Annotated in this window: 17 protein-coding genes and 1 tRNA gene; 6 read left to right on the plus strand and 12 right to left on the minus strand. The window is 35.0% G+C overall.

Annotated features, from left to right (window positions below; all coding sequences use genetic code 11):
* Window positions 1-172: 172 nt before the first annotated feature.
* Together ULVI_RS06090 and ULVI_RS06095 are read right to left on the minus strand one after the other, a co-directional pair.
* Window positions 173-1507, minus strand: a complete 1335-nt coding sequence (locus ULVI_RS06090) for an MATE family efflux transporter (RefSeq protein ID WP_068590756.1) — start codon at window positions 1505-1507, stop codon at window positions 173-175.
* A gap of 97 nt (window positions 1508-1604) precedes the next feature.
* Window positions 1605-2105 (minus strand): GNAT family N-acetyltransferase, encoded by a 501-nt coding sequence (locus ULVI_RS06095; protein WP_068590758.1) that lies wholly within the window; start codon window positions 2103-2105, stop codon window positions 1605-1607.
* A gap of 71 nt (window positions 2106-2176) precedes the next feature.
* On the opposite strand from ULVI_RS06095, the gene ULVI_RS06100 reads away from it, so the two are divergent.
* Window positions 2177-2971 (plus strand): universal stress protein, encoded by a 795-nt coding sequence (locus tag ULVI_RS06100; protein ID WP_068590760.1) that lies wholly within the window; start codon window positions 2177-2179, stop codon window positions 2969-2971.
* A gap of 30 nt (window positions 2972-3001) precedes the next feature.
* Window positions 3002-3075 (plus strand) — tRNA-Ala (locus ULVI_RS06105).
* Window positions 3076-3144: 69 nt separating this feature from the next.
* Here the strand turns inward: ULVI_RS06105 and ULVI_RS15530 are convergent.
* From ULVI_RS15530 to ULVI_RS06130, 6 genes are all read right to left on the minus strand, one after another.
* Window positions 3145-3294 (minus strand): hypothetical protein, encoded by a 150-nt coding sequence (locus ULVI_RS15530; RefSeq protein ID WP_197463481.1) that lies wholly within the window; start codon window positions 3292-3294, stop codon window positions 3145-3147.
* Window positions 3295-3401: 107 nt separating this feature from the next.
* Entirely contained in the window at window positions 3402-4250 is an 849-nt protein-coding gene (locus ULVI_RS06110) for an alpha/beta hydrolase family protein (protein ID WP_068590762.1), read from the minus strand.
* A complete protein-coding gene (locus ULVI_RS06115; RefSeq protein WP_068590763.1) occupies window positions 4250-6973 on the minus strand; it encodes a PD-(D/E)XK nuclease family protein in 2724 nt (907 codons plus the stop codon). Before ULVI_RS06115 ends, ULVI_RS06110 begins: the two co-directional genes overlap by 1 nt.
* Window positions 6974-7038: 65 nt before the next feature.
* On the minus strand, window positions 7039-8427 hold the full coding sequence (locus tag ULVI_RS06120) for an OmpA family protein (protein ID WP_068590765.1): 1389 nt from the start codon (window positions 8425-8427) through the stop codon (window positions 7039-7041).
* A 128-nt stretch (window positions 8428-8555) separates the two neighbouring features.
* A complete protein-coding gene (gene kbl / locus ULVI_RS06125) occupies window positions 8556-9749 on the minus strand; it encodes a glycine C-acetyltransferase (RefSeq protein WP_068590767.1) in 1194 nt (397 codons plus the stop codon).
* A 24-nt stretch (window positions 9750-9773) separates the two neighbouring features.
* A complete protein-coding gene (locus ULVI_RS06130; protein ID WP_068590769.1) occupies window positions 9774-12929 on the minus strand; it encodes a UvrD-helicase domain-containing protein in 3156 nt (1051 codons plus the stop codon).
* Between the two features lie 166 nt (window positions 12930-13095).
* Between ULVI_RS06130 and ULVI_RS06135 the strand changes: the two genes are divergently transcribed.
* The gene (locus tag ULVI_RS06135) at window positions 13096-13704 is read left to right on the plus strand and encodes a superoxide dismutase (protein ID WP_068590771.1); all 609 of its coding nucleotides are present in this window, start codon (window positions 13096-13098) and stop codon (window positions 13702-13704) included.
* Window positions 13705-14437: 733 nt separating this feature from the next.
* On the opposite strand, the gene ULVI_RS06140 is transcribed toward ULVI_RS06135, so the two are convergent.
* A complete protein-coding gene (locus tag ULVI_RS06140) occupies window positions 14438-16336 on the minus strand; it encodes an amidophosphoribosyltransferase (RefSeq protein WP_068590773.1) in 1899 nt (632 codons plus the stop codon).
* 49 nt (window positions 16337-16385) lie between these two features.
* Window positions 16386-17309 carry a PfkB family carbohydrate kinase gene (locus tag ULVI_RS06145; protein WP_068590775.1) on the minus strand — a complete coding sequence of 308 codons (924 nt, stop codon included), beginning with the start codon at window positions 17307-17309 and terminating at the stop codon, window positions 16386-16388.
* A 212-nt stretch (window positions 17310-17521) separates the two neighbouring features.
* Between ULVI_RS06145 and ULVI_RS06150 the strand changes: the two genes are divergently transcribed.
* Both ULVI_RS06150 and ULVI_RS06155 read left to right on the plus strand, forming a co-directional pair.
* Window positions 17522-17839 carry a hypothetical protein gene (locus tag ULVI_RS06150; RefSeq protein ID WP_068590777.1) on the plus strand — a complete coding sequence of 106 codons (318 nt, stop codon included), beginning with the start codon at window positions 17522-17524 and terminating at the stop codon, window positions 17837-17839.
* Window positions 17830-18129 (plus strand): hypothetical protein, encoded by a 300-nt coding sequence (locus ULVI_RS06155; RefSeq protein WP_068590779.1) that lies wholly within the window; start codon window positions 17830-17832, stop codon window positions 18127-18129. The genes ULVI_RS06150 and ULVI_RS06155 overlap by 10 nt, the downstream gene beginning before the upstream one ends.
* 2 nt (window positions 18130-18131) lie before the next feature.
* On the opposite strand, the gene ULVI_RS06160 is transcribed toward ULVI_RS06155, so the two are convergent.
* Window positions 18132-18770: a ribonuclease H1 domain-containing protein gene (locus tag ULVI_RS06160; RefSeq protein ID WP_068590781.1), complete on the minus strand. Its 639-nt coding sequence runs from the start codon at window positions 18768-18770 to the stop codon at window positions 18132-18134.
* A 23-nt stretch (window positions 18771-18793) separates the two neighbouring features.
* On the minus strand, window positions 18794-19366 hold the full coding sequence (purN, locus tag ULVI_RS06165; RefSeq protein WP_068590782.1) for a phosphoribosylglycinamide formyltransferase: 573 nt from the start codon (window positions 19364-19366) through the stop codon (window positions 18794-18796).
* Between the two features lie 265 nt (window positions 19367-19631).
* Here purN and ULVI_RS06170 point away from each other — a divergent pair, with 265 nt between their 5' ends.
* Window positions 19632-19865, plus strand: a complete 234-nt coding sequence (locus ULVI_RS06170; protein WP_068590783.1) for an acyl carrier protein — start codon at window positions 19632-19634, stop codon at window positions 19863-19865.
* Window positions 19866-19867 lie beyond the last annotated feature (2 nt).

The following is a 19867-nucleotide window of genomic DNA, read 5'->3' on the forward strand; positions in this document are numbered from 1 at the left end:
TCAAAGGTTTCCATATTTTGGTTTTAAAGTAAGAAGAAAGCGATCTATATTACTTACGGTTTCTTACTTTATTAAAAATTACGACCGCGATTACCAATATTGCGATAATTAGCCAGAATCCTGCTCCTCCAATAAATTCAATTATTTCCATTCTTTTTTATGGTAAATGTATTTATTTTTCAACTAATGGAATGTACTTTCTTTTATATTTAATAATCAAAGCTGCCGCGCGGTAAGCTACCCACACTACTATTGCTATCCATATTCCGATGAGTCCCCATTCCATATATTTAGAGAAATAAAGTACAGGTATAAAACCTAATAAAGTTGCTCCGAGAAGAACATTCCGAAGAAAACTCATTTCGCCCAACCCTTTAAAGATTGAGTCCATCGTAAAAGCAAGAGCACTAATAGGTTGGCAAAGCAATACCATGAAAAACATTCCATAAAAGATCGAAAGCACTTCCTTGTCCTTGTTAAAGAGTAGTCCTAATGGTTCGTAAAAAATATATCCAACCAAAACCAGAATTGCTGCAACAACAATATTGTAACTGTTTACCCGCTTTGTAAGTGTCCAAAGTCCAGTAAAATTACGTTCTCCTAATAATTTTCCACTTAAAACATTTCCAGCGGCACCATAACCATCTATAAAAAATGCAGTAAACAACCATAAATTAATTGCAATAGCGTGGGCCGCAATGTATTCTTTACCGAGATCTGCTGCTTCTCGTACGGCGAGTAACAGTGCTGCGTTAAGCGCAACAGAACGTATAAACAAATTAAAGCTCATAGATACCAGTCGATTAATTTCGGGATGTAAAGGAAATCGTAATCGAAGCGACACAGAGGTCTTTTTAAGTAAAAATAACAGTGCTAGTACCGCCATTAATGCTTGAGCAATAAGACTTGCCCACGCAGCTCCTTGAATACCCATAGGATTAATATAACCTTCAACACCATAAACAAACATAAAATCTAACGCGATATTAACTCCTGCTCCGATAGCTGCGATCACCATGGGCCAGAACGTGTTTTGTAGCCCTCGAAACAAACCGAATACTGCAAAAGTGAAAAGTGTTAAAGGAAACCCCCAAACACGAATGTTGTAATAATCTATACTAAAGACTAAAATAATTCCTTCAGCATTTAATAACGTAAAGATTTCTTCCACGAAAAAGTACGTAGACAGTAGAACGATAAGGCTTAATGCAATATTGAAATAGATGGCTTGCGCAGGGAAACTGTTAAGGTCACTTAATTTTCCGGCCCCAAGATTTTGTGAAACGATTGCTGAGATGGCACTTCGTGTTTGTCCAAGAATCCAAATAAGCATAGAAAGAAAAGCACCTACAATTCCTACGGCTGCAAGTGATTCGGTTCCAAATTCTGGTATATTTCCCACAATAGCAGCATCGGTGCTGGAAAGTACCGGCTCTGCGATGCCCGACACGATCGCCGGAAGTGCCAATTGCTGAATTCGTTTAAAAGAAATATCGGTTGAGATCATGAGCGGTGCAAAGCTACCGAATCTTTGTAATTCGGATTACTAAAGTGATATTGAAATCATTGATTTTTTTATAAGAAAAAACATGCGCGAGACCTTCTTAAAGAATCAATTCATAGCAAAAGAAAGGATGTTTACTTTGCTTTGGAAAATAGATAGTTCCCAATTTTAAATATCCTCTTCTTTCATAAAAACGTTGGTTTCTTACATTTTTGCTGAAGGTGTCTAATCGAATAGAAATGGCATTATTTGTTTTGCCGTAAGCTTCTGCAAAATCCATTAATTTTCTAGCGTTTCCGAAACCTTGATGCTTCGGGTGAACGGCGAGACGATGAATATAATACTGTATACTATCGTCTGTTCTCCAAGAAATATCGTTGTATTCGGCATCTTTTTCCGAAGAAATTACGACACATCCAACAATACTATTTTCTGAAAAAAGTACATACAATTCTTGTCGGTCTAGATCTTTTAAAAAGGCTTCTTTATTAGGATAGTGTTCGTTCCATTGAAAAATGTTTTGAGAAATCATGTGGGCTGCACATGCCTTAGTTAAGTTTATAATTTCCTCAATTTCTGAAAGTTTTGCCTTGCGAATCATTTTTTCCAACTAATTTTGCACTGTTTCCCTTTACAAGGCTTAAATTTAAACATACTAGAAACAATACAACTATGAAAAATATATTGGTTCCCGTGGGATCTTCAGAAAATTCGGCAAGTAATTTACAATATGCGATTGATCTCGCACAAGAGGTAGATGCAAATGTCTACGTTGTTTCTGTATTTCAAGAATTTTCTAGAGCTGGTACTGGGTCGAAATTAAATACTGTACTTAAAGAAGAATCTGAAAACAGATTAGATTATGTATTATCTAAAGTTGATAATAAAGGAGTAACGGTAGTAGCTCACCCTATTAAAGGAGGTGTAGTTGATGGAATTGAGCGCTTTAATAAACACATTTCTATTAATCTTATGGTGTTGTCTCCTAGAAGTAATTCAATTCGTGAAGAAGTATATTTAGGAAATATGTCTGGAAAGCTTTTAAAGGCTACGAATATCCCTATTCTAATTGTGCCAGAAGGGGAAAAATTTTCGCAGCCTAAGACAATGTTAATGGCATTTAAAAATGGTTCATTTGAAAAGAAACGAACGCTTGCTCCAGTTCGTAAATTTATTAAGCATTTTGGAACTGAAATTCACCTTTTACATGTGGAGACACCAGAAAGCACAGATACAATGTTGTCGGTGAGTGAATATGTTGATAAAATAAAAACTTCTTATACTAAGACAGAAAACGCGACTACTTTCCAGGCCGTATTAGAACACTATCAAGGTATTAATCCTGATATGCTGTGTGTTGTGCGTCGTAAACGAGGTTTTTTCAAAAAATTGTGGGAGAAAAATGTTGTATTAAAGAAAGAGTTTCATACTACAAAACCTTTGTTAGTTTTACAGGTTCAGGATTAATTTTTTTACTAATTTAGCCCTTTCTAGTATGGGGGATTAGCTCAGCTGGCTAGAGCGCTACGCTGGCAGCGTAGAGGTCATCGGTTCGACTCCGATATTCTCCACTAACTTCCTTTAAAAACAGAAGTTCAATAAAAAAGACATGTCTAATTGATGTGTCTTTTTTCATGTTGTTAAGCACTGTGTTGGCGCGTCTCTCTTTTTGAACGCTCATAAATTTCGATGTCTCTTCTAAAAATAGCAAGGTCTCTTTTGCTGGGAACACCCTTTAATACCTTTTTCCATTGGTAGCGTGATAATAATTTTGGTTCTAAATATGACATAATATACTGATTTACAGTATAAAAGTATGTAATAGATATGTTTATATCAACCGTGAATCCACCCAAATTTATAGGGGATTTTTCCTGTAAACCAAGAGGATTTTCTATTATTTTTTTAAAAATGATGTAGTGATACCAATAACTTCATCCAGTTTTGTGGGGAGTTTTGAAGATTTCCAAGGGTGAGAAGCTCCAAAGACATGATCACCATTCTCAATAACTTTTAAAGTGCTGTGTTTGTTCCAACTTTGTAAAAGCTTTCCTTCTTTAAGATTTACTGTGTGATCATCATCTCCATGTAAAATTAAATAGGGTATTGTTAGACTTGATACTGCTCTTTTAATAGTAAGTCGATCTTCATTCTCTTTAAAATTTTTATAAAATTGAAAATAATGTGGCATTTGCTGTTGTGTGCGGCTATTCTCTACATAAATAACTCCACTATCCTCCCATTGTTTAAAAGCTTCAGTTCCTTCTTTAAAATGTGATTTAAAATTTGATACCCCTGCCCAAGTGATTACTTTTCTAATTCGAGCATCTTCCTCTGCTTTAATTAGTACAATGCCACCAGCTCGACTGTGACCAATTAATGAGATTTTGGTTACATCTGCCTCTTGAGCGTAAAGCGTAGAGCTTGTTACTTTATTAATAACACGATCCAGATCATCTAGTTCTGTTGTAAAATTATTATTTGCAAATGCGTCAAGATCTGAAAAATCTAGAGGTTGTTCTACGGTTGTTCCATTGTGAGAAAAGTTAAATTTCAGAAAAAAGAAACCTTCATTTGCAAATGTTTTAGCCATTAGATCCCAAGCACCCCAATCTTTAAGTCCTTTATAACCGTGGCAGAAAATAATAACAGGCTTAGGACTTTTAGATTTTTTATAATAACAGTCGTATAGTATGGGTTTTTTATTTTTGTCGTTGTGTAGAATTTGGTTCGTTTCGATATTCATTAGGTTATTTCTTTTTCAATAAATGGAATTGTGGAATCACAAATTTCGAGAATTAGTTTTTTTGCTTCAAAAGTAAAGAGCTCTAGTGTTTCAGCTGTAATTGCTGAAGTCCCAGATTTAGATACCGATTTGTCTATAAATTTGAGAAAGCCACTGTTCAGGTTTTTAAAAGATATTATTCCAGCTTCCATTGCGGTTATTCCTTGAGCCTCGTATATCATATATGCATATGTTAATACCTGAAAAGCCTTACTGTATTTATAGTCTGAAATTAGTGATTCCCATTCAGAAATCTTTAAATCTGTATCTTGTACTGCTCCGGTTTTATAATCTATAATACGTAATTGGTCATTATATCGGTCAATTCTATCAATTTTACCCCGAATATGAGTTGGAAAAGGAAGTTCAGATATAATAATAGGCACGCGAAATTCTTGTTCAACACTAATTAATTCGATAGTGTTTCCAGCATTAATTTGCGCGCTATCTGAATCGATCATATTTGTCACATACCGTTTGGCAACTTCGAAGATGATAAGGTTTTTCCCTGTATTAAAATTCCCTCCTGGAAATGTTTTTTCAAATTGAGACTGAACTTCATTAGTTGCTTTTTTCCTTATTTCCTTTAATGAATCTCTGGTAAAATTCGAACCTTCTAAAGGCTTATATAAGTTTTCAAGTGCATCATGAACTATAGTTCCCATAGTATTTGCAGCAATTGTTTCCTCTACTTCTTCAATTTCACTAAGTCTTATTATTTTCTGAAAATAAAAGTCAATAGGATTACGGATATACGATGTAAGGGCGGAAGGAGAAAATCCCTTTTCAGCAATTTCCTGCAAGCGATTCATAACCCCAGTTGTTTTTTCAATTGTTTTAGGTGTTCGTTGTTCTATTTTAATTTCTGGAGTAACTAACTTATGATGTAGCGAATGATTTTCATGTTTATTAATTTCTAGTTGCAACAAAAAACGACTTTTTTCCCCAGTATTTAATCCATCTGAAAAGGTGTTATATAACAGCTTTATATTTTTAGACCGATGTAATATGTGATAGAAATGGTACGTATAAATAGCATCTTTTTCGGTGTATTTAGGTAGGTTGAAAGCTACTTTTAAATCGTATGTAATAAAAGAGGCATTCGATTTTCCAGAAGGAAGAATTCCTTCATTTACAGATGTCATTATAACCCTTTCAAAGTCAAGTACACGAGTTTCGAGAACCCCCATAACTTGTAGTCCATCGTAAGCATCTCCCGCATAATCAAGTGTCGTAGTTGCTATTAGTTCTCTAAACAAAGAATGTATTGTACGAATTGTTTTTAAATGTGAAAATTTATTATCAAGCGCTTCAATTTTTTTGAAAACTGTATAGAGTTGATAAGCGATTACTTTTTTAAGTGGTTCTTTCTCATACAGTGATTTTAGTTGAAGAAGCAAGAAACTACATATATTTAATGCTGTATTGCTTCGGTCATTCCATACACCAAATAATTTTGACACCATCATTTTATCCTCTTTACCACAAATTTGTAGAAGTAATTCTTCGGATATGTGAGTGGTATTCTCAGCATTTATTTCTTTAAGAATTTTATTGCCATTTTTCAACAGTAATTTTGCTGTTGGATGATTAAGAAGTGCTAATACATCTTTATAATACCATACACCGGTCTCTAGACTATGAAGCTTCAAGAGCATTTCAAAGAATGTGGTTAATGGAAAGTTTTTTATAGGCACTCCCATGGTAATGTTTACATTCGACACATTAGAAGGGAAAGAGTCAAGTAAAGGTTCTAGGAGGGTTTCATCTGCGAGAACTATAGCAGTTTTGCAAAGTTCTTCTGAAGTTAATTCTGAAAGTAATTTTCCTACATATTTTGCTTGACCAATATTTTTTTGAACACCAATAAGTTCAATGTCTTTATTTTTTTTGAAATTATTTGGGAACGACGGCAGATCGTTTTTTTTATAATAATTCCACGTCTGAAGGTATTCTCGAACAAATAATGAGGCGCCATGTTTAGTATCATTATAAAGATACGCATCAGCATCCCAATAAACTTCTGTATTACCTGCTTCTAGTAATTTCTGAATGATCTGTTGCTCCGCATTATTTAATGCATTAAAACCGATAAAAATATGTTTACTAGAAAGGCTTTTGTTAATGTATTGGTCTACTTTCTCAGCTGCTTTTCTGTAGACAAGCCCTTGGTACCCTATTTTTTCTTTTAATAGAAGTAATTGAAGGTTCTCATATACATCTGGAAGATTTTCCCAAAAGGTTAAATAACTAGTTATGAGTTGGGTTTTTTCATTTTGAACACCCCATCGTTCTAAAGTTTTGATACTTGTTAAATAATTGAAAAAAGAATCCGTTTCAACTAGATGTCGGTCTATTTCATTAAAATCATTAAGAAGTGTTGTAGCCCAAGACGCGTAAGTTTCAAAATCGTCTTTATTTGTTATTGATGTTGTGGCTTGATATGATTCAAAACTTTTAAACATTAATTCGGTCGTATCAATGATCGATAGGTCTGATAATGTTTCTATAAATTCTTCAATACTAAGAATTTTTGGAGCAAAAAAAGTCTTTGATGCATTTTGTCGCAGGTGGTGTTTTAGAAAACCCCCGGCACGCTTACTAGGTAGAATTAAAATAAGAGAACTTAGATCGGAATGTTTTAATTGAATCTTTGCTAATGTCTCTTCAAGGAATGTTTGCATTTCATAAAAATAAGAAACGCCCCCGATATCTCGGAGGCGTTTCTATTATTTATTTAGCGTGATGCTTATTTCTTAAGAGAAATCTCTACACGTCTGTTTTGTTGTCTTCCAGCAGCAGTTTTGTTATCTGCAATTGGTCGAGACTCACCATATCCTTCAGAAGTTAATCTGTTAGCAGGAATGTTGATAGTAGTTAAGTAAGTCATAACTGAAGCTGCTCTTTCTTTAGAAAGTTTCAAGTTATATGAATCACTACCTCTGCTATCTGTGTGACCTTCAACATGGAAGTTTGCGTTTGGATATTCTTTCATGATATCAGCGATACTCTGAAGAGCAGAGTAAGATTCTTGACGAATAGTTGCTTTATCGTAATCGAATAAAATTGTTTTAGAATATTGGTTCAATTGCTTGATAATCTCTGTAGTTACTTCAGGACAACCTTGGTTAGCAACAGTTCCAGGAACATCTGGACATCTGTCATCTTTGTCAAGTACACCATCACCATCTCTATCTAATTGAGGACATCCATTATTAGAAGCAGGACCTGCTTCGTTAGGACATTCGTCATCAGCATCAGTAATTCCATCACCGTCAGTATCAGGACATCCATTCATTGAAGCTAAACCAGCAACAGTAGGACATGCATCTTGTGGATCAGCAATACCATCACCGTCAGTATCAGCACAACCGTTAAATTCAGCTAAACCAGGAGTGTTAGGACATGCATCGTTTCTATCTTCGATACCATCACCATCAGAATCTGGGCAACCGTTGAATTCTGGAAGACCAGGAGTTTCAGGACATTCATCATCTTGATCGTAGATTCCGTCACCGTCAGTATCTTTTCCACCAAACTTAAATGCTACACCTGCAGAATGTTGGAAATGCTCTATACCATAAGTATCTTCAAAAGCATACTTATATTTAGATTGTGCAGTTAATGCTATGTTTTCAGCAACCCAGATTTTTAATCCAACTTGACCATTAGCAGTACCAAATCCGATGTCATCTACCCAAGTATAACCACCACCGATTCCAATAGATGGATCAAACCATCCTCCAGGACCGAAAAGTAAATCTCTAAAACTATAGTTGATCTCACCATCTACACCGTAGTAGCTAAGATCATCTGCTGGTATATCACCAATTTTATCAATTCTGTTGATAGTACCAACAGCGTTGAATGTAAATCCACCACCAATATATCTACCTATTGCCAATTTTGACACAGAAGGTAAAATGTTCCAGTGATCGTCTACATTGTAAAATTCTTCAAAAAGTTCTCCTCGCATGGGATTTGATGCCTGTTGACCATCCTCAAGCCCAACGGGGAAAAGGTCAACAGCGTTTACACCAACCTCGATTAGCCAAGGGTTGTTTTCGTCTTGTGCATTTGCTACGCCAACTCCAATAATTAAGAGGGCAGCAACTAAAATACTGTTAAGATGTTTCATATTCGATTGTTTAATTTTTAAGTGTTAATTAGAGCAAAAGTAAGTTGTTAAAACTAATTAACAAAAGCAAATCTATTAAATTTTTCACAAATAGACAGCGAACGCCCTATAAATAATGAGTCTTGGATTTATATAACCTCTAATTCTTTGCCAACTTTAACAAATGCAGCAATCGCTTTGTCGAGATGTTTTTGTGTGTGAGCCGCTGACAGTTGCACCCTTATTCTTGCTTTTTCTTTAGGAACTACTGGGTAGAAAAAACCAATAACATAAATGCCTTCTTTTAATAATTTATCTGCCATGTTTTGAGACAATTGAGCGTCGTACAACATTACTGGGACGATCGCAGAATCACCATCAATAATGTCGAATCCAGCATCTTTCATTCCTTTTTTGAAATAAGCTGTATTTTCAGCTAAGGTGTCTCGTAGTGATGTATCGTTAGATAACATTTCAAAAACTTTTATCGAAGCTCCTACAATTGCTGGTGCCAATGAATTTGAAAATAAATAAGGTCTGGATCTTTGTCTAAGGAGATCAATGATTTCTTTTTTTCCTGTTGTATATCCCCCCATTGCACCACCAAGGGCCTTTCCTAACGTTCCAGTAATAATATCAATTCTCCCCATTACTCCCTTTTCTTCGAGCGTCCCACGTCCAGTGGCTCCTATAAATCCGGTTGCATGACACTCATCGATCATGACCATGGCATCATATTTATCAGCAAGATCACAAATTTTATCTAGTGGGGCTACTAGACCATCCATAGAAAACACACCATCTGTCACAATTATCTTATGCCTTGCGCCAGCTTCATTCGCTGCCTTTAATTGTTTTTCAAGATCTTCCATATTGCTATTCTCGTATCGATAGCGGGCTGCTTTACATAAGCGAACTCCATCAATGATAGAGGCATGGTTCAAAGAGTCGGAAATAATAGCATCTTCTTTTCCTAATAAAGGCTCAAAAACACCTCCATTCGCATCGAATGCAGCAGCGTATAAAATAGTGTCTTCCGTTTCATAGAAATCGGCGATTTTTTGTTCTAATTCTTTATGAATATCCTGCGTTCCGCAAATAAAACGTACCGATGACATACCAAAACCATGCGTATCCATAGCATCTTTTGCTGCTTGAATTACTTCTGGGTTCGAGGATAGACCTAAATAATTATTAGCGCAAAAGTTTATTACTTCTTCCCCGGTAGAAATTTTTATAACAGCATCCTGTGGTGATGTAATGATACGTTCCCGTTTATAAAGTCCGTTATCTTTTATTTCTTGAATTTCCTTTTGAAGGTGTTCTTTTATTTTTCCGTACATAGTTCGAGTTTTAACGGTTCAAAGTTAAAATTTATTTATCGTAATTTCCTGTGCGTTCGCATAGATTAGTATTTTTTCTTTTACTTTAAATCCCATGTCACGCAAAGCGATCGCATATCCGTTGAGTTGTTCTTCATGATGATAGGTAGGAACTCCAGTTTTGTAATCTATAATGCGAACCGAAGTGTTACTATCAATGTTTAATCGATCTGGGCGAACTACAAAGCCTTCCGAAGTAATAATATCCCATTCGTTTCTAATTATGTCGGTTGTATTAAAAACATCTTGTAATTCTGGGTGTGAAACAATACGCTTAACAGTTTTCTCTAGGGCGTTAAATTCATCGAGAGGAATCACATTTCGAATCGAAAGCCCGCTTAAAACTGGCTCGACCTCTTGGACATACTTAATTTCTGCCATGGTATCATGCAGTAGATTACCAACAGAAATAGCCTCTTCAGCTTCAGTTTCCCAAAGAGTTGCATCGGTAGTTATTATACTTAAATTGTGTTCAGATGGGGAAGTAGATACATATATAGGTAAAATTGGTTCAGCTTCAGTAATGGTTTTAACAGGTATTTTTAAGTCTTTTTTTCCGAAGCTATATAGTAGTTGTGTTTCATTCCATAAGTTGCGGTTTTTCAAAAATTCAGAAAAAAACTGACTGTATTTTGTAGGGCCATCATCTCTTATTGCGGAAGGCGTTTCAGAAAAAATATACAATCGCTCTACGGCTCTCGTAAGGGTAACGTAGAGTAAATTTAGATTGTCTAACGCTAACGTATTACGTAAATCATGATATAATTCGGTTCCCTTAGACCCAAAGGTTTCGATGTCTTTATTAAAATTTAATTGTACTTCTTTAAAGTTTGTTTCTTCATGTTCGAAAGGAAACCAAATCTTTTCGCGTTTAGCGTCGTATATATTAATGTCGGCATACGGAAATATCACTGCAGGAAATTCTAACCCTTTTGCTTTATGGATGGTCATGACCTGTACTGCATTTGTTCCTTCTCCTGCTGGAAAAGAGGCACTGTCTTTCTTTTGCTCCCAATAGGTTAAAAATCCAGTTTTATCAGCTTGAGGTTGCTGTTGAAAGTCGTATACAAAATCCATAAAACCAAAGAGATAAGCATCTGCATTTTTCTCTAAGGCACACTGTCTAATGGTATACTCGAAACTTTGATACAGCGAAACAGAAGCAAGATAATGGAAATCGATATCTATGTTATATTTTAAAAGTAGTGACTGTGAGTCTTCTATCGATTGACTTAAAAACCGTTTAAAGAAAGTATGCTGTGGTTCTTCGATCTGAAATTTTTTATGAAGAAAATCTAGGATGCGTATTTTTACCTCCTCGTGTTCGGGAAATAGCGTGAGTGTTAATATATCTACAAGAAAAAGAATAACTTCTGAATACTGAAGCAGTAACGTTTCTTGAGAAATAACGGGAATCCCCTGCTCCATAAGAAAAGAGCTTAGCGTAATCCCATCTTTCTTTGCACGTGTTAAAATACAGATGTCGCTGTATTGAAATGTATCATTTTTTAATACTTGTATCGCTTCAAGTACTGCGGCACAGTAACTGGTATCTTTTTCCTCTTTCGCTGTATTTTCTATAAATTGAATTTCTACATACCCATTTTTCTTTGCATTGCTTTTTTGTTCATTACCAATTTTATATAATGATTCGTGAATAGGATTTCCAAAAAAATTAGAAACATACCTAAAGAAAGCATTATTGAAATCGATAATTTCGTGCGTACTTCTATAATTAGTGTCTAGATTTAAAACAGCCGGAAGGGTAGAAAAAGGAGACACTCCGCCGTAAAGTGAGATAAATTGTTCTGGCAACCCTCCTCGCCAACGGTAAATAGACTGCTTTGCATCACCTACCAATAACAAAGAACCAGTGTTCCCATCACCATCGAGTTGCGAAAGTGCATTGTCGACAAGCGGAATTAAATTTTCCCATTGTAATTTCGAGGTGTCTTGAAATTCATCTATAAAAAAATGTTGGTATTTTTCACCCAATCGCTCATAAATAAAAGGAGCTGGTTGATCTTTTATCTCATTATAAATTAAGGTGTTAAATTCTGAAATAGGAATAATATTTTTTTCCTCTTTAATGCCCTCCATTTCCTGACGCACTAGGTTAATTACAGATAACGGAATAAGGTTTTTTAAGACATTTAGATTAAATTTTATTTTTAAGATATTTTGTTTTGTTGAAAGGAACTTTTCTTCAAAAAGAGGTGAAAGTTCATCAATAATAGCGGCGTTTTCTGGATTGCTTTTTAATAATCGCCCAGGATACATTGGTTTTATCCTCATATTATTTTGCCAAGCAAGATCAAAATTAACATTGAAATTTTTTTCTGAAAGGGATGTCAAATATTTTGAAAAGTACCCTCCACTAAAATCACTGGGACTTATTCCTCTAGTTTCAATTAACTGAAGCAGTTCTGAAGCTTCATTTGAAATAGTTTCAGAATAAATTTTTATTTGATCGAGTAGGTGTTTTTTCAAAAGAACAAAATCTTTTAAAGAGCGTTGTTTTAAAGCTAGTACCTTCGGAAGATCGTTTTCATTAAGCAATATTTTTGAAGCAGAGACAATATCTTTAGCGATATCCCACGAGCGGTCTTCGTCTGTTTTATCCAAAGCAAAATCTAGCAATACTTGCGTTATTTCTAGATCTTCTCCAGCGCGACTAATAAGTTTATCCACAGCTTCTTCTAACAGTTGTTTTGTGTCTAGAGTGACTTCAAAATTTCCGTCTAATTTAAGGTCTCTCGCAAAAGTTCGTATAAGCTGATGATTAAACCGGTCGATGGTCTCTACACTAAAACTTGCATAATGATGTAATAAATGTTGCAACGTTCTTTTAGAGCGATTGTGAATTTCTGGTAGTGTAAGTTGTAATTCTTCAGCGATGAAACCCATCATATCTGAAGGAGTATCGAGAGCACTTTCTTCAGAAAAAGCAACTAGGTTTGAAACGATTCGTTCTTTCATTTCGGCAACTGCTTTATTAGTAAAGGTAATTGCCAATAAATTTTTATACGTTCCAGCTTTTTCTGAGCGCAATAAAAGAAGTAGATATTTTTTTACAAGGGTAAAGGTTTTACCACTTCCAGCAGAGGCGTTGTAAATTGTAAAAGGAGTGGGTGAATTCAATGGACTTGATTTTTTACTAAATTAAGTAAAAGAAGGAATTGAGAAGAGCATTATTAGATTTATCTATAGAAACATAAAAATCTTATAAATTCTATAACAGTTTTTAGATGGTTAAAGCTGTATTTTTGAGGTAGATAAAATATATACTAACTAAAAACGAAAACATATGTCATTTGAATTGCCAAAATTACCGTATGCTCATGATGCATTGGAGCCACATATAGATGAAAAAACCATGAAAATTCACCATGGGAAGCATCATCAAGGATATACCGATAAATTAAACGCTGCTATAGAAGGCACCGATAACGAAGGAAAAACCATTGAGAACATTCTTTCTAATCTTGATATGAAAAATAAGGCCGTTCGTAATAACGGAGGTGGATTTTATAATCATAGTCTTTTCTGGGAAGTAATGTCCCCAAATGGAGGTGGAAAACCGTCTGGCGAACTGGAAACTGCAATTAATAGTGCCTATGGAAGTTTCGAAGATTTTAAAGAAAAATTTTCAGAAGCTGCTAAAGGTCAATTTGGTTCTGGATGGGCTTGGTTGTGTGTACATAAAGGTGGAAAAGTAGAAGTTTGTTCTACACCAAATCAAGATAACCCTTTAATGCCCGATGTGGGTTGTGGCGGAACGCCAATTTTAGGATTAGATGTTTGGGAACATGCCTACTATTTAAAATATCAAAATAAACGCCCAGATTATGTTGGGGCTTTCTTTAAAGTAATTAATTGGGAGGAAGTTGCAACCCGATATGCGCAAAATAAATAAACATTAACTGTATTATTTTACTAGCCTGTATGTCTATTTGATATGCAGGCTTTTTTATTAATAAATATGAAAAGATACTTTAAGAGAAAAACTAGAAACTATTACGCATAAAAAAAGGTAAACGAGAGTTCACCTTTTTTTGCCCCAAATCTACCATGAACTTAACCTACTTATGCTATGGTATAATTCAAATATAGAACAATTTAAATCTCCGAAAATAAACTTTTAGACCAATTGCCCCTTTTTTCGTTCAATGGCGTTTACAATAGCATTTATAAAGTTACTAAGGCAGGAGATAGACCTTACTTTTCCCTTCTGAGGTCCTTAAGATAATAGCATATGGTCGAAACGCTATTTGTGAAAATGGCGTTTAAGAAAATATAATGTATTTGGTATACGTTGGTCGTCAGCCTAATGTTAAAAGAGGGAATGGAGCTTAAATAGATCTTCTGAAGGATAGTTTCACATAACAGATTCTGAGAATAACACTATTTTCCGAGTATGCTGTAGTGGGTGATTGATTTGTGATAACTATATAAAATGAAAAAAGGTAAACAAGAGTTTACCTTTTTTGCCCCAAATCTTACCATGAACTTAACCTACTTATGCTATGGTATGGTTCAAATATATACCAAATAGTAATAGCATTTACAGACTTTTCCTACTTTTGGACTAAAAGTCTAAATACTCGTTAAAGTGCTCTTTTTTGTAAGTAAATTACACCACTTTAACATTAATATGCTCTTTCGGTATTTCCTTCATAGAAATTTATATAGGCTTTATTTACAACTCTGTTACCACCTGGAGTGGGATAATTACCCGTAAAATACCAATCACCAAGATTTTTTGGGCACGCTATATGGAGGTTGTCGACAGATTGGAAAATAAGTTTTACTTTCGCATTGATGGTCTCTACACTTATAATCTGTGCAATTTTATCTGAAAGTTCCTCATCTGAAAAAGGAGCATAAAGTTCTTTTACATGATTTACAACTTCTTTATCATGTAGCGCAGTTTGTTTTTTACATCTATTATATATGTCATCAACAACCGCATAGGTGCCTCTTTCCTTATGTAATGCGAGTGCGGCTTGAAAAGCAACTAAATCTTCTAATCTAGCCATATCGATTCCATAACAATCTGGATATCTAATTTGGGGGGCAGAAGAAACGACTACAATTTGTTTCGGTTTTAATCGATCTAACATTTTAAGAATACTCTTTTTAAGAGTCGTACCTCGTACAATGCTGTCATCAATAATAACAAGATTGTCACTTTCTTTTACAACTCCATAAGTAACATCATATACATGAGCTACAAGATCATCTCGGCTACTGTCGTCTGTGATGAATGTTCGCAATTTTACATCTTTAATTGCAATTTTTTCTGTTCTAATCTTATGTTGCTGAATTTGAAGCAATCGTTCGGTTGTAAGACTGCCTTCTTCTTTTAAAATGGCTTCATTCTTTTGTTTATTCAACTCATTTTGAGCAGCATCTAATAATCCGTAGAATGAAGTTTCGGCAGTATTAGGGATAAAAGAGAACACACTATTTTCAGTATCGTAATCTATAGCCTCTAAAACTTTAGGCATCACGAGTCTACCAAGTTCTTTTCTTTCTTGATAAATTTCAGCATCACTACCTCTTGAAAAATAGATTCGTTCGAAAGAGCACGATTTTCTTTCTAAAGGTTCGAGTATTTCGGTAACTTTCATATTACCATCTTTTTTAATGATAATAGCATGACCGGGTTCTAATTCTTGAACAGATTCGAATGGGACATTAAAAACGGTCTGTATGGCTGGCCGTTCGGAAGCGACAACAATAACTTCATCATCTTGGTAAAAATATGCTGGTCTTATGCCTGCAGGATCGCGCAAAACAAAACTGTCACCGTGGCCTAACATTCCTGCCATGGCATACCCGCCGTCCCAATCTTTAGCAGACTTGCGTAATATTTTGGCAACATTTAAGTGTTCTGCAATGTATGGAGACGCTTCAATTTTGTTTAATCCTGCTTTTCTAGCTTTTTTATATAATTTTCGAACTGCATCATCTAAAAAATGACCAATCTTTTCCATAACGGTTATCGTATCTGCCTTCTCTTTAGGATGCATTCCTAGCTTAATAAGGTTGTCGAAAAGTTCGTTAGTATTCGTCATGTTAAAGTTACCTGCAATAATGAGGTTACGATGCATCCAATTATTCTGTCGCAAGAAAGGGTGCACATTTTCTACACTATTTACCCCAAATGTCCCATAACGCACATGACCTAGAAATACCTCCCCAATGTATGGAATGTTCTTCTTTTGAGCAGTTACATCGTCTTTGTATTCTGGATGTATTTCAAATTCATTGTTAATACGTTCATTAATTTGCGCAAAAATATCCTGTATGGGTTGAGATGCATTTGAGCGCACTCTACTAATGTAGCGCTCTCCTGGGTTCACGTCTAATTTAATACTTGCAAAACCAGCACCATCTTGACCTCGGTTGTGCTGTTTTTCCATCATTAGATACATCTTGTTTACTCCAAAGAAGGCAGTGCCGTACTTTTCTTTGTAATATTCTAAAGGTTTTAGCAATCGAACCATTGCTATTCCGCATTCATGTTTTAAAGCATCGCTCATAAGTAGTCAGAAAAATTATAAAATAAAATACGCCCCGAAAGGCGTATTATTAAGTTAATTCAATATCAAATTGCGTTAAACTCTTAAATTGTTTGAGTCTTTGATGTACTTCTTTTTTTGAAAGATCGATCATGCGCTCTGTCCCAAATTTTTCTACACAGAAAGAAGCTAATGCCGATCCATGTATGAGTGCTGTCTTCATATTCTCAAAGCTAAAATCACCTGTCTTGGCTAAATAGCCTGTAAACCCACCAGCAAATGTATCTCCAGCGCCTGTTGGGTCAAAAACTTCTGCTAAAGGTAGGGCGGGCGCAAAAAATATTTCATCTTTATGAAAAAGCAAAGCTCCGTGTTCCCCTTTTTTAATAACAACATATTTAGGTCCCATTTCCATAATTTTTTTAGCTCCAGTCACTAAAGAATATTCTCCAGATAGCTGTCTAGCCTCTTCATCGTTAATGGTAATTACATCTACCTTGGCTATGACCTGTTTTAGCTCCTCGAGTGCACAATCCATCCAAAAATTCATGGTATCAAGCACCACTAATTTTGGGTTTTTCATTTGGTTTATTACCCCCATTTGCACCATGGGATGTAAGTTTCCTAGCATAACGACTTCCGAATCTTGGTAACTTTTTGGAACAACGGGATTAAAATCTGCCAGTACATTAAGCTCTGTAATTAAAGTATCACGTGAATTCATATCGTTGCGATATTTGCCACTCCAAAAAAATGTTTTGCCATTAGGTACTATTTCGAGACCCTCAACATTCATCCCTTTTTCTTCTAACATCGAAATATCTTCCTTCGGAAAATCTCCTCCCACAATCGATACAATAGCTCCATCTACATTAAAATTAGATGCAGAGAGTCCAATATATGTTGCGGCACCCCCTAAAATTTTATCGGTTTTGCCAAATGGTGTTTCAATGGCATCAAAAGCTACAGTTCCTACAATTACTAATTTACTCATACGAAGGCCCCTTAAGACGGGAAACTTTTAAAGGTCTTATAAATAACGAATCCTTTAGACGTTCTAAAGCTTCAAAATTTACCGTGCAAAGATACGTTTTGCTGTCGTTAATCCCAACACAATTTTAGCAGAGATGAATTCACAAGTTTCTTTATGAATTTAATAATAAAATTGATATATTTGACATATATGTAAACATAAATGACATATTTATGAACAAGGTCCAAGTAATACATGAGTATGACCGTATTGTCACTCAGTTAATTGATGATATTAGAAATAGTCATTATAAGCTTCAGTTTTTTTTAGAATTGCTTCAAATAAAGAGGGGTTTTTTCTATAAAAAGATGAAAGAAAAACGATTTACTAGTGAAGAAGTAAAAACGTTGTCTAGATATTTATATCCAGAAGCATACGAATCTTATAAAGTAGATGTTATTTCGAAACTTCTAAAAGCTTCAGAGAAGGACATCAAAGAAGGACGGCTCAAAGATATAAATGAGGTATTAGGAGGAGGGAAATGGATGTAGCTGTTTCTAAAAATAAAAATATTATTGTATCTGATGTTTGTCACACCAGTCTTCAGAATGTGTTAGTGTATTTTGATAGGGAGGCAGATGAAATTCAAAAAAATTTGTTTCAAAAAAATTTAATTCAGTTAACCAAGCTATTTTCTAAAGGTGTTAGTTCAGATTCAAAAAACGATATACAATCGATCCTCTTGTCAGAAAACATAAAGCTATTCTATAAGGTATCGAATGATGCGGTGCAATTATTGTTATTTTGGAACTCTAGTATAGACGAGCAAAACACTCTATAAAATTATTTCCTCCCAAAGTCAGCGGGTATCTCACCCCAAGCTTTTGTTTCCCATTTAACGATGATAGTAGTATAACTATTTGTTTTTAGCCATTTTTCAGCGCGAATCACCAAATCGTTTAATTTCTTGTTATGTACTCCCCACTTGAGCTTCGTATTACACTTCTTCCTTTTTACCCAACCCATTGCAATTCTAGAGTCGGTGTATAAAATACGATCACTGTTTTGTTGTTTCAGAAAAGCTAGTCCATGTACGAGTGCTAAAAATTCACCTACATTATTAGTTCCCTGCTGAAAAGGTCCTTGGTGAAAAAGTTGTTTTTTAGTTTGCGTATCGACACCACGATATTCCATTTTTCCAGGATTTCCGCTAGAAGCTGCATCGACAGATAATGAATATAAATTAGGTTCACCAATAGCGGCAAGTTGTTCTTTAGACAGTGTTTTCTTCTTAGTGTTTTTGCCTTTGTAATCTGCGTACTCCTTATTATAAGCTTTTTTGGCTTCAGCAAAAGATAGAAAAGCTTTGTATTGAGCTCCCTTCACTCCTGTTATAGAACGTTTGCATTCCTGCCAGCTTCCATAAATCCCAGCAGGATTACCATGCCAGACCACATAAAATTTTTGCTTTTTTTTACCCATTCTTCTCTCTACTCTACTTATTGCTACATCTCAAGCAACACCTTTTCAATTATCTTCGGAAACCATTCATATTCTAATGCATGTATTTTGGCAGCGACGTCTTGTGGAGTATCTTCTTTAGAAAGAGAAACACTTTGTTGAAAAATAATCGCACCTTCATCATAATGCTCGTTTACAAAATGAATAGTGATTCCAGTTTCGGTCTCTTTATTTGCAACAACAGCTTCATGAACATACATTCCATACATCCCTTTACCCCCGTACTTAGGAAGAAGAGCTGGGTGTATATTAAGAATTCTTTTCGGAAAAGCTTTCAATAGTGTTCCAGGAATTTTTAATAAAAATCCAGCTAATACTATAAGATCGGGATGTAAGGTTGTTAGTAAAGCCAATACACCGTCTTCAGAAATTAAATCTTCTTTATTAAATACCGATGTGGGTATATTAAGGTTTTCGGCTCGGTCTAAAACTTTGGCACTCTTCTTGTTTGTGAGCACATGAACAACCTCGGCAAGCTCACTTTGCTGAAAGTATTGAATCACGTTTTGAGTATTGGTACCGCTACCCGAAGCAAAAATAACAATGCGCTTCTTCATAAAGTTTTCTTTGGGTGTTTAAGAAGTAATTAATAAAATAAAATACAAAAGTAAGGCAATAGGGTTTCACTTCTCCCAAAAATGTTTAAATTGGTTTCATCATTCCGCATCTAACGACGTAAGGAAAGTTTAATAACATAACTTCAACATAGATCACTCTGTGCGGTTTTTACCACAAGCAGATCACATTTTACAGTTAAAGTAGTGTTTTCAATTAAAATATTTTATTTTTGCCACTTATAATTAAATTTAAAAAACAAGAATTATGTCAGACATTGCATCAAGAGTTAAAGCGATTATCGTAGACAAATTAGGTGTTGACGAGAACGAAGTTGTTAACGAAGCAAGCTTCACAAACGACTTAGGAGCAGACTCACTAGATACGGTAGAGCTTATTATGGAATTTGAAAAAGAATTTGATATCCAGATTCCGGATGATCAAGCAGAAAATATTGCTACCGTAGGTCAAGCAGTATCGTATATCGAAGAAGCTAAATAAGA

Origin of the sequence: Cochleicola gelatinilyticus (genome assembly GCF_001637325.1) — a bacterium.
GTDB classification, from domain to species: domain Bacteria; phylum Bacteroidota; class Bacteroidia; order Flavobacteriales; family Flavobacteriaceae; genus Cochleicola; species Cochleicola gelatinilyticus.

Bases quoted from the DNA above. Each gene is read 5' to 3' on its own strand.
- ULVI_RS06090 (WP_068590756.1), bottom strand. From the start codon at position 1,507: ATGATCTCAACCGATATTTCTTTTAAACGAATTCAGCAATTGGCACTT.
- ULVI_RS06095 (WP_068590758.1), bottom strand. From the start codon at position 2,105: ATGATTCGCAAGGCAAAACTTTCAGAAATTGAGGAAATTATAAACTTA.
- ULVI_RS06100 (WP_068590760.1), top strand. From the start codon at position 2,177: ATGAAAAATATATTGGTTCCCGTGGGATCTTCAGAAAATTCGGCAAGT.
- ULVI_RS15530 (WP_197463481.1), bottom strand. From the start codon at position 3,294: ATGTCATATTTAGAACCAAAATTATTATCACGCTACCAATGGAAAAAG.
- ULVI_RS06110 (WP_068590762.1), bottom strand. From the start codon at position 4,250: ATGAATATCGAAACGAACCAAATTCTACACAACGACAAAAATAAAAAA.
- ULVI_RS06115 (WP_068590763.1), bottom strand. From the start codon at position 6,973: ATGCAAACATTCCTTGAAGAGACATTAGCAAAGATTCAATTAAAACAT.
- ULVI_RS06120 (WP_068590765.1), bottom strand. From the start codon at position 8,427: ATGAAACATCTTAACAGTATTTTAGTTGCTGCCCTCTTAATTATTGGA.
- kbl (WP_068590767.1), bottom strand. From the start codon at position 9,749: ATGTACGGAAAAATAAAAGAACACCTTCAAAAGGAAATTCAAGAAATA.
- ULVI_RS06135 (WP_068590771.1), top strand. From the start codon at position 13,096: ATGTCATTTGAATTGCCAAAATTACCGTATGCTCATGATGCATTGGAG.
- ULVI_RS06140 (WP_068590773.1), bottom strand. From the start codon at position 16,336: ATGAGCGATGCTTTAAAACATGAATGCGGAATAGCAATGGTTCGATTG.
- ULVI_RS06145 (WP_068590775.1), bottom strand. From the start codon at position 17,309: ATGAGTAAATTAGTAATTGTAGGAACTGTAGCTTTTGATGCCATTGAA.
- ULVI_RS06150 (WP_068590777.1), top strand. From the start codon at position 17,522: ATGAACAAGGTCCAAGTAATACATGAGTATGACCGTATTGTCACTCAG.
- ULVI_RS06155 (WP_068590779.1), top strand. From the start codon at position 17,830: ATGGATGTAGCTGTTTCTAAAAATAAAAATATTATTGTATCTGATGTT.
- ULVI_RS06160 (WP_068590781.1), bottom strand. From the start codon at position 18,770: ATGGGTAAAAAAAAGCAAAAATTTTATGTGGTCTGGCATGGTAATCCT.
- purN (WP_068590782.1), bottom strand. From the start codon at position 19,366: ATGAAGAAGCGCATTGTTATTTTTGCTTCGGGTAGCGGTACCAATACT.
- ULVI_RS06170 (WP_068590783.1), top strand. From the start codon at position 19,632: ATGTCAGACATTGCATCAAGAGTTAAAGCGATTATCGTAGACAAATTA.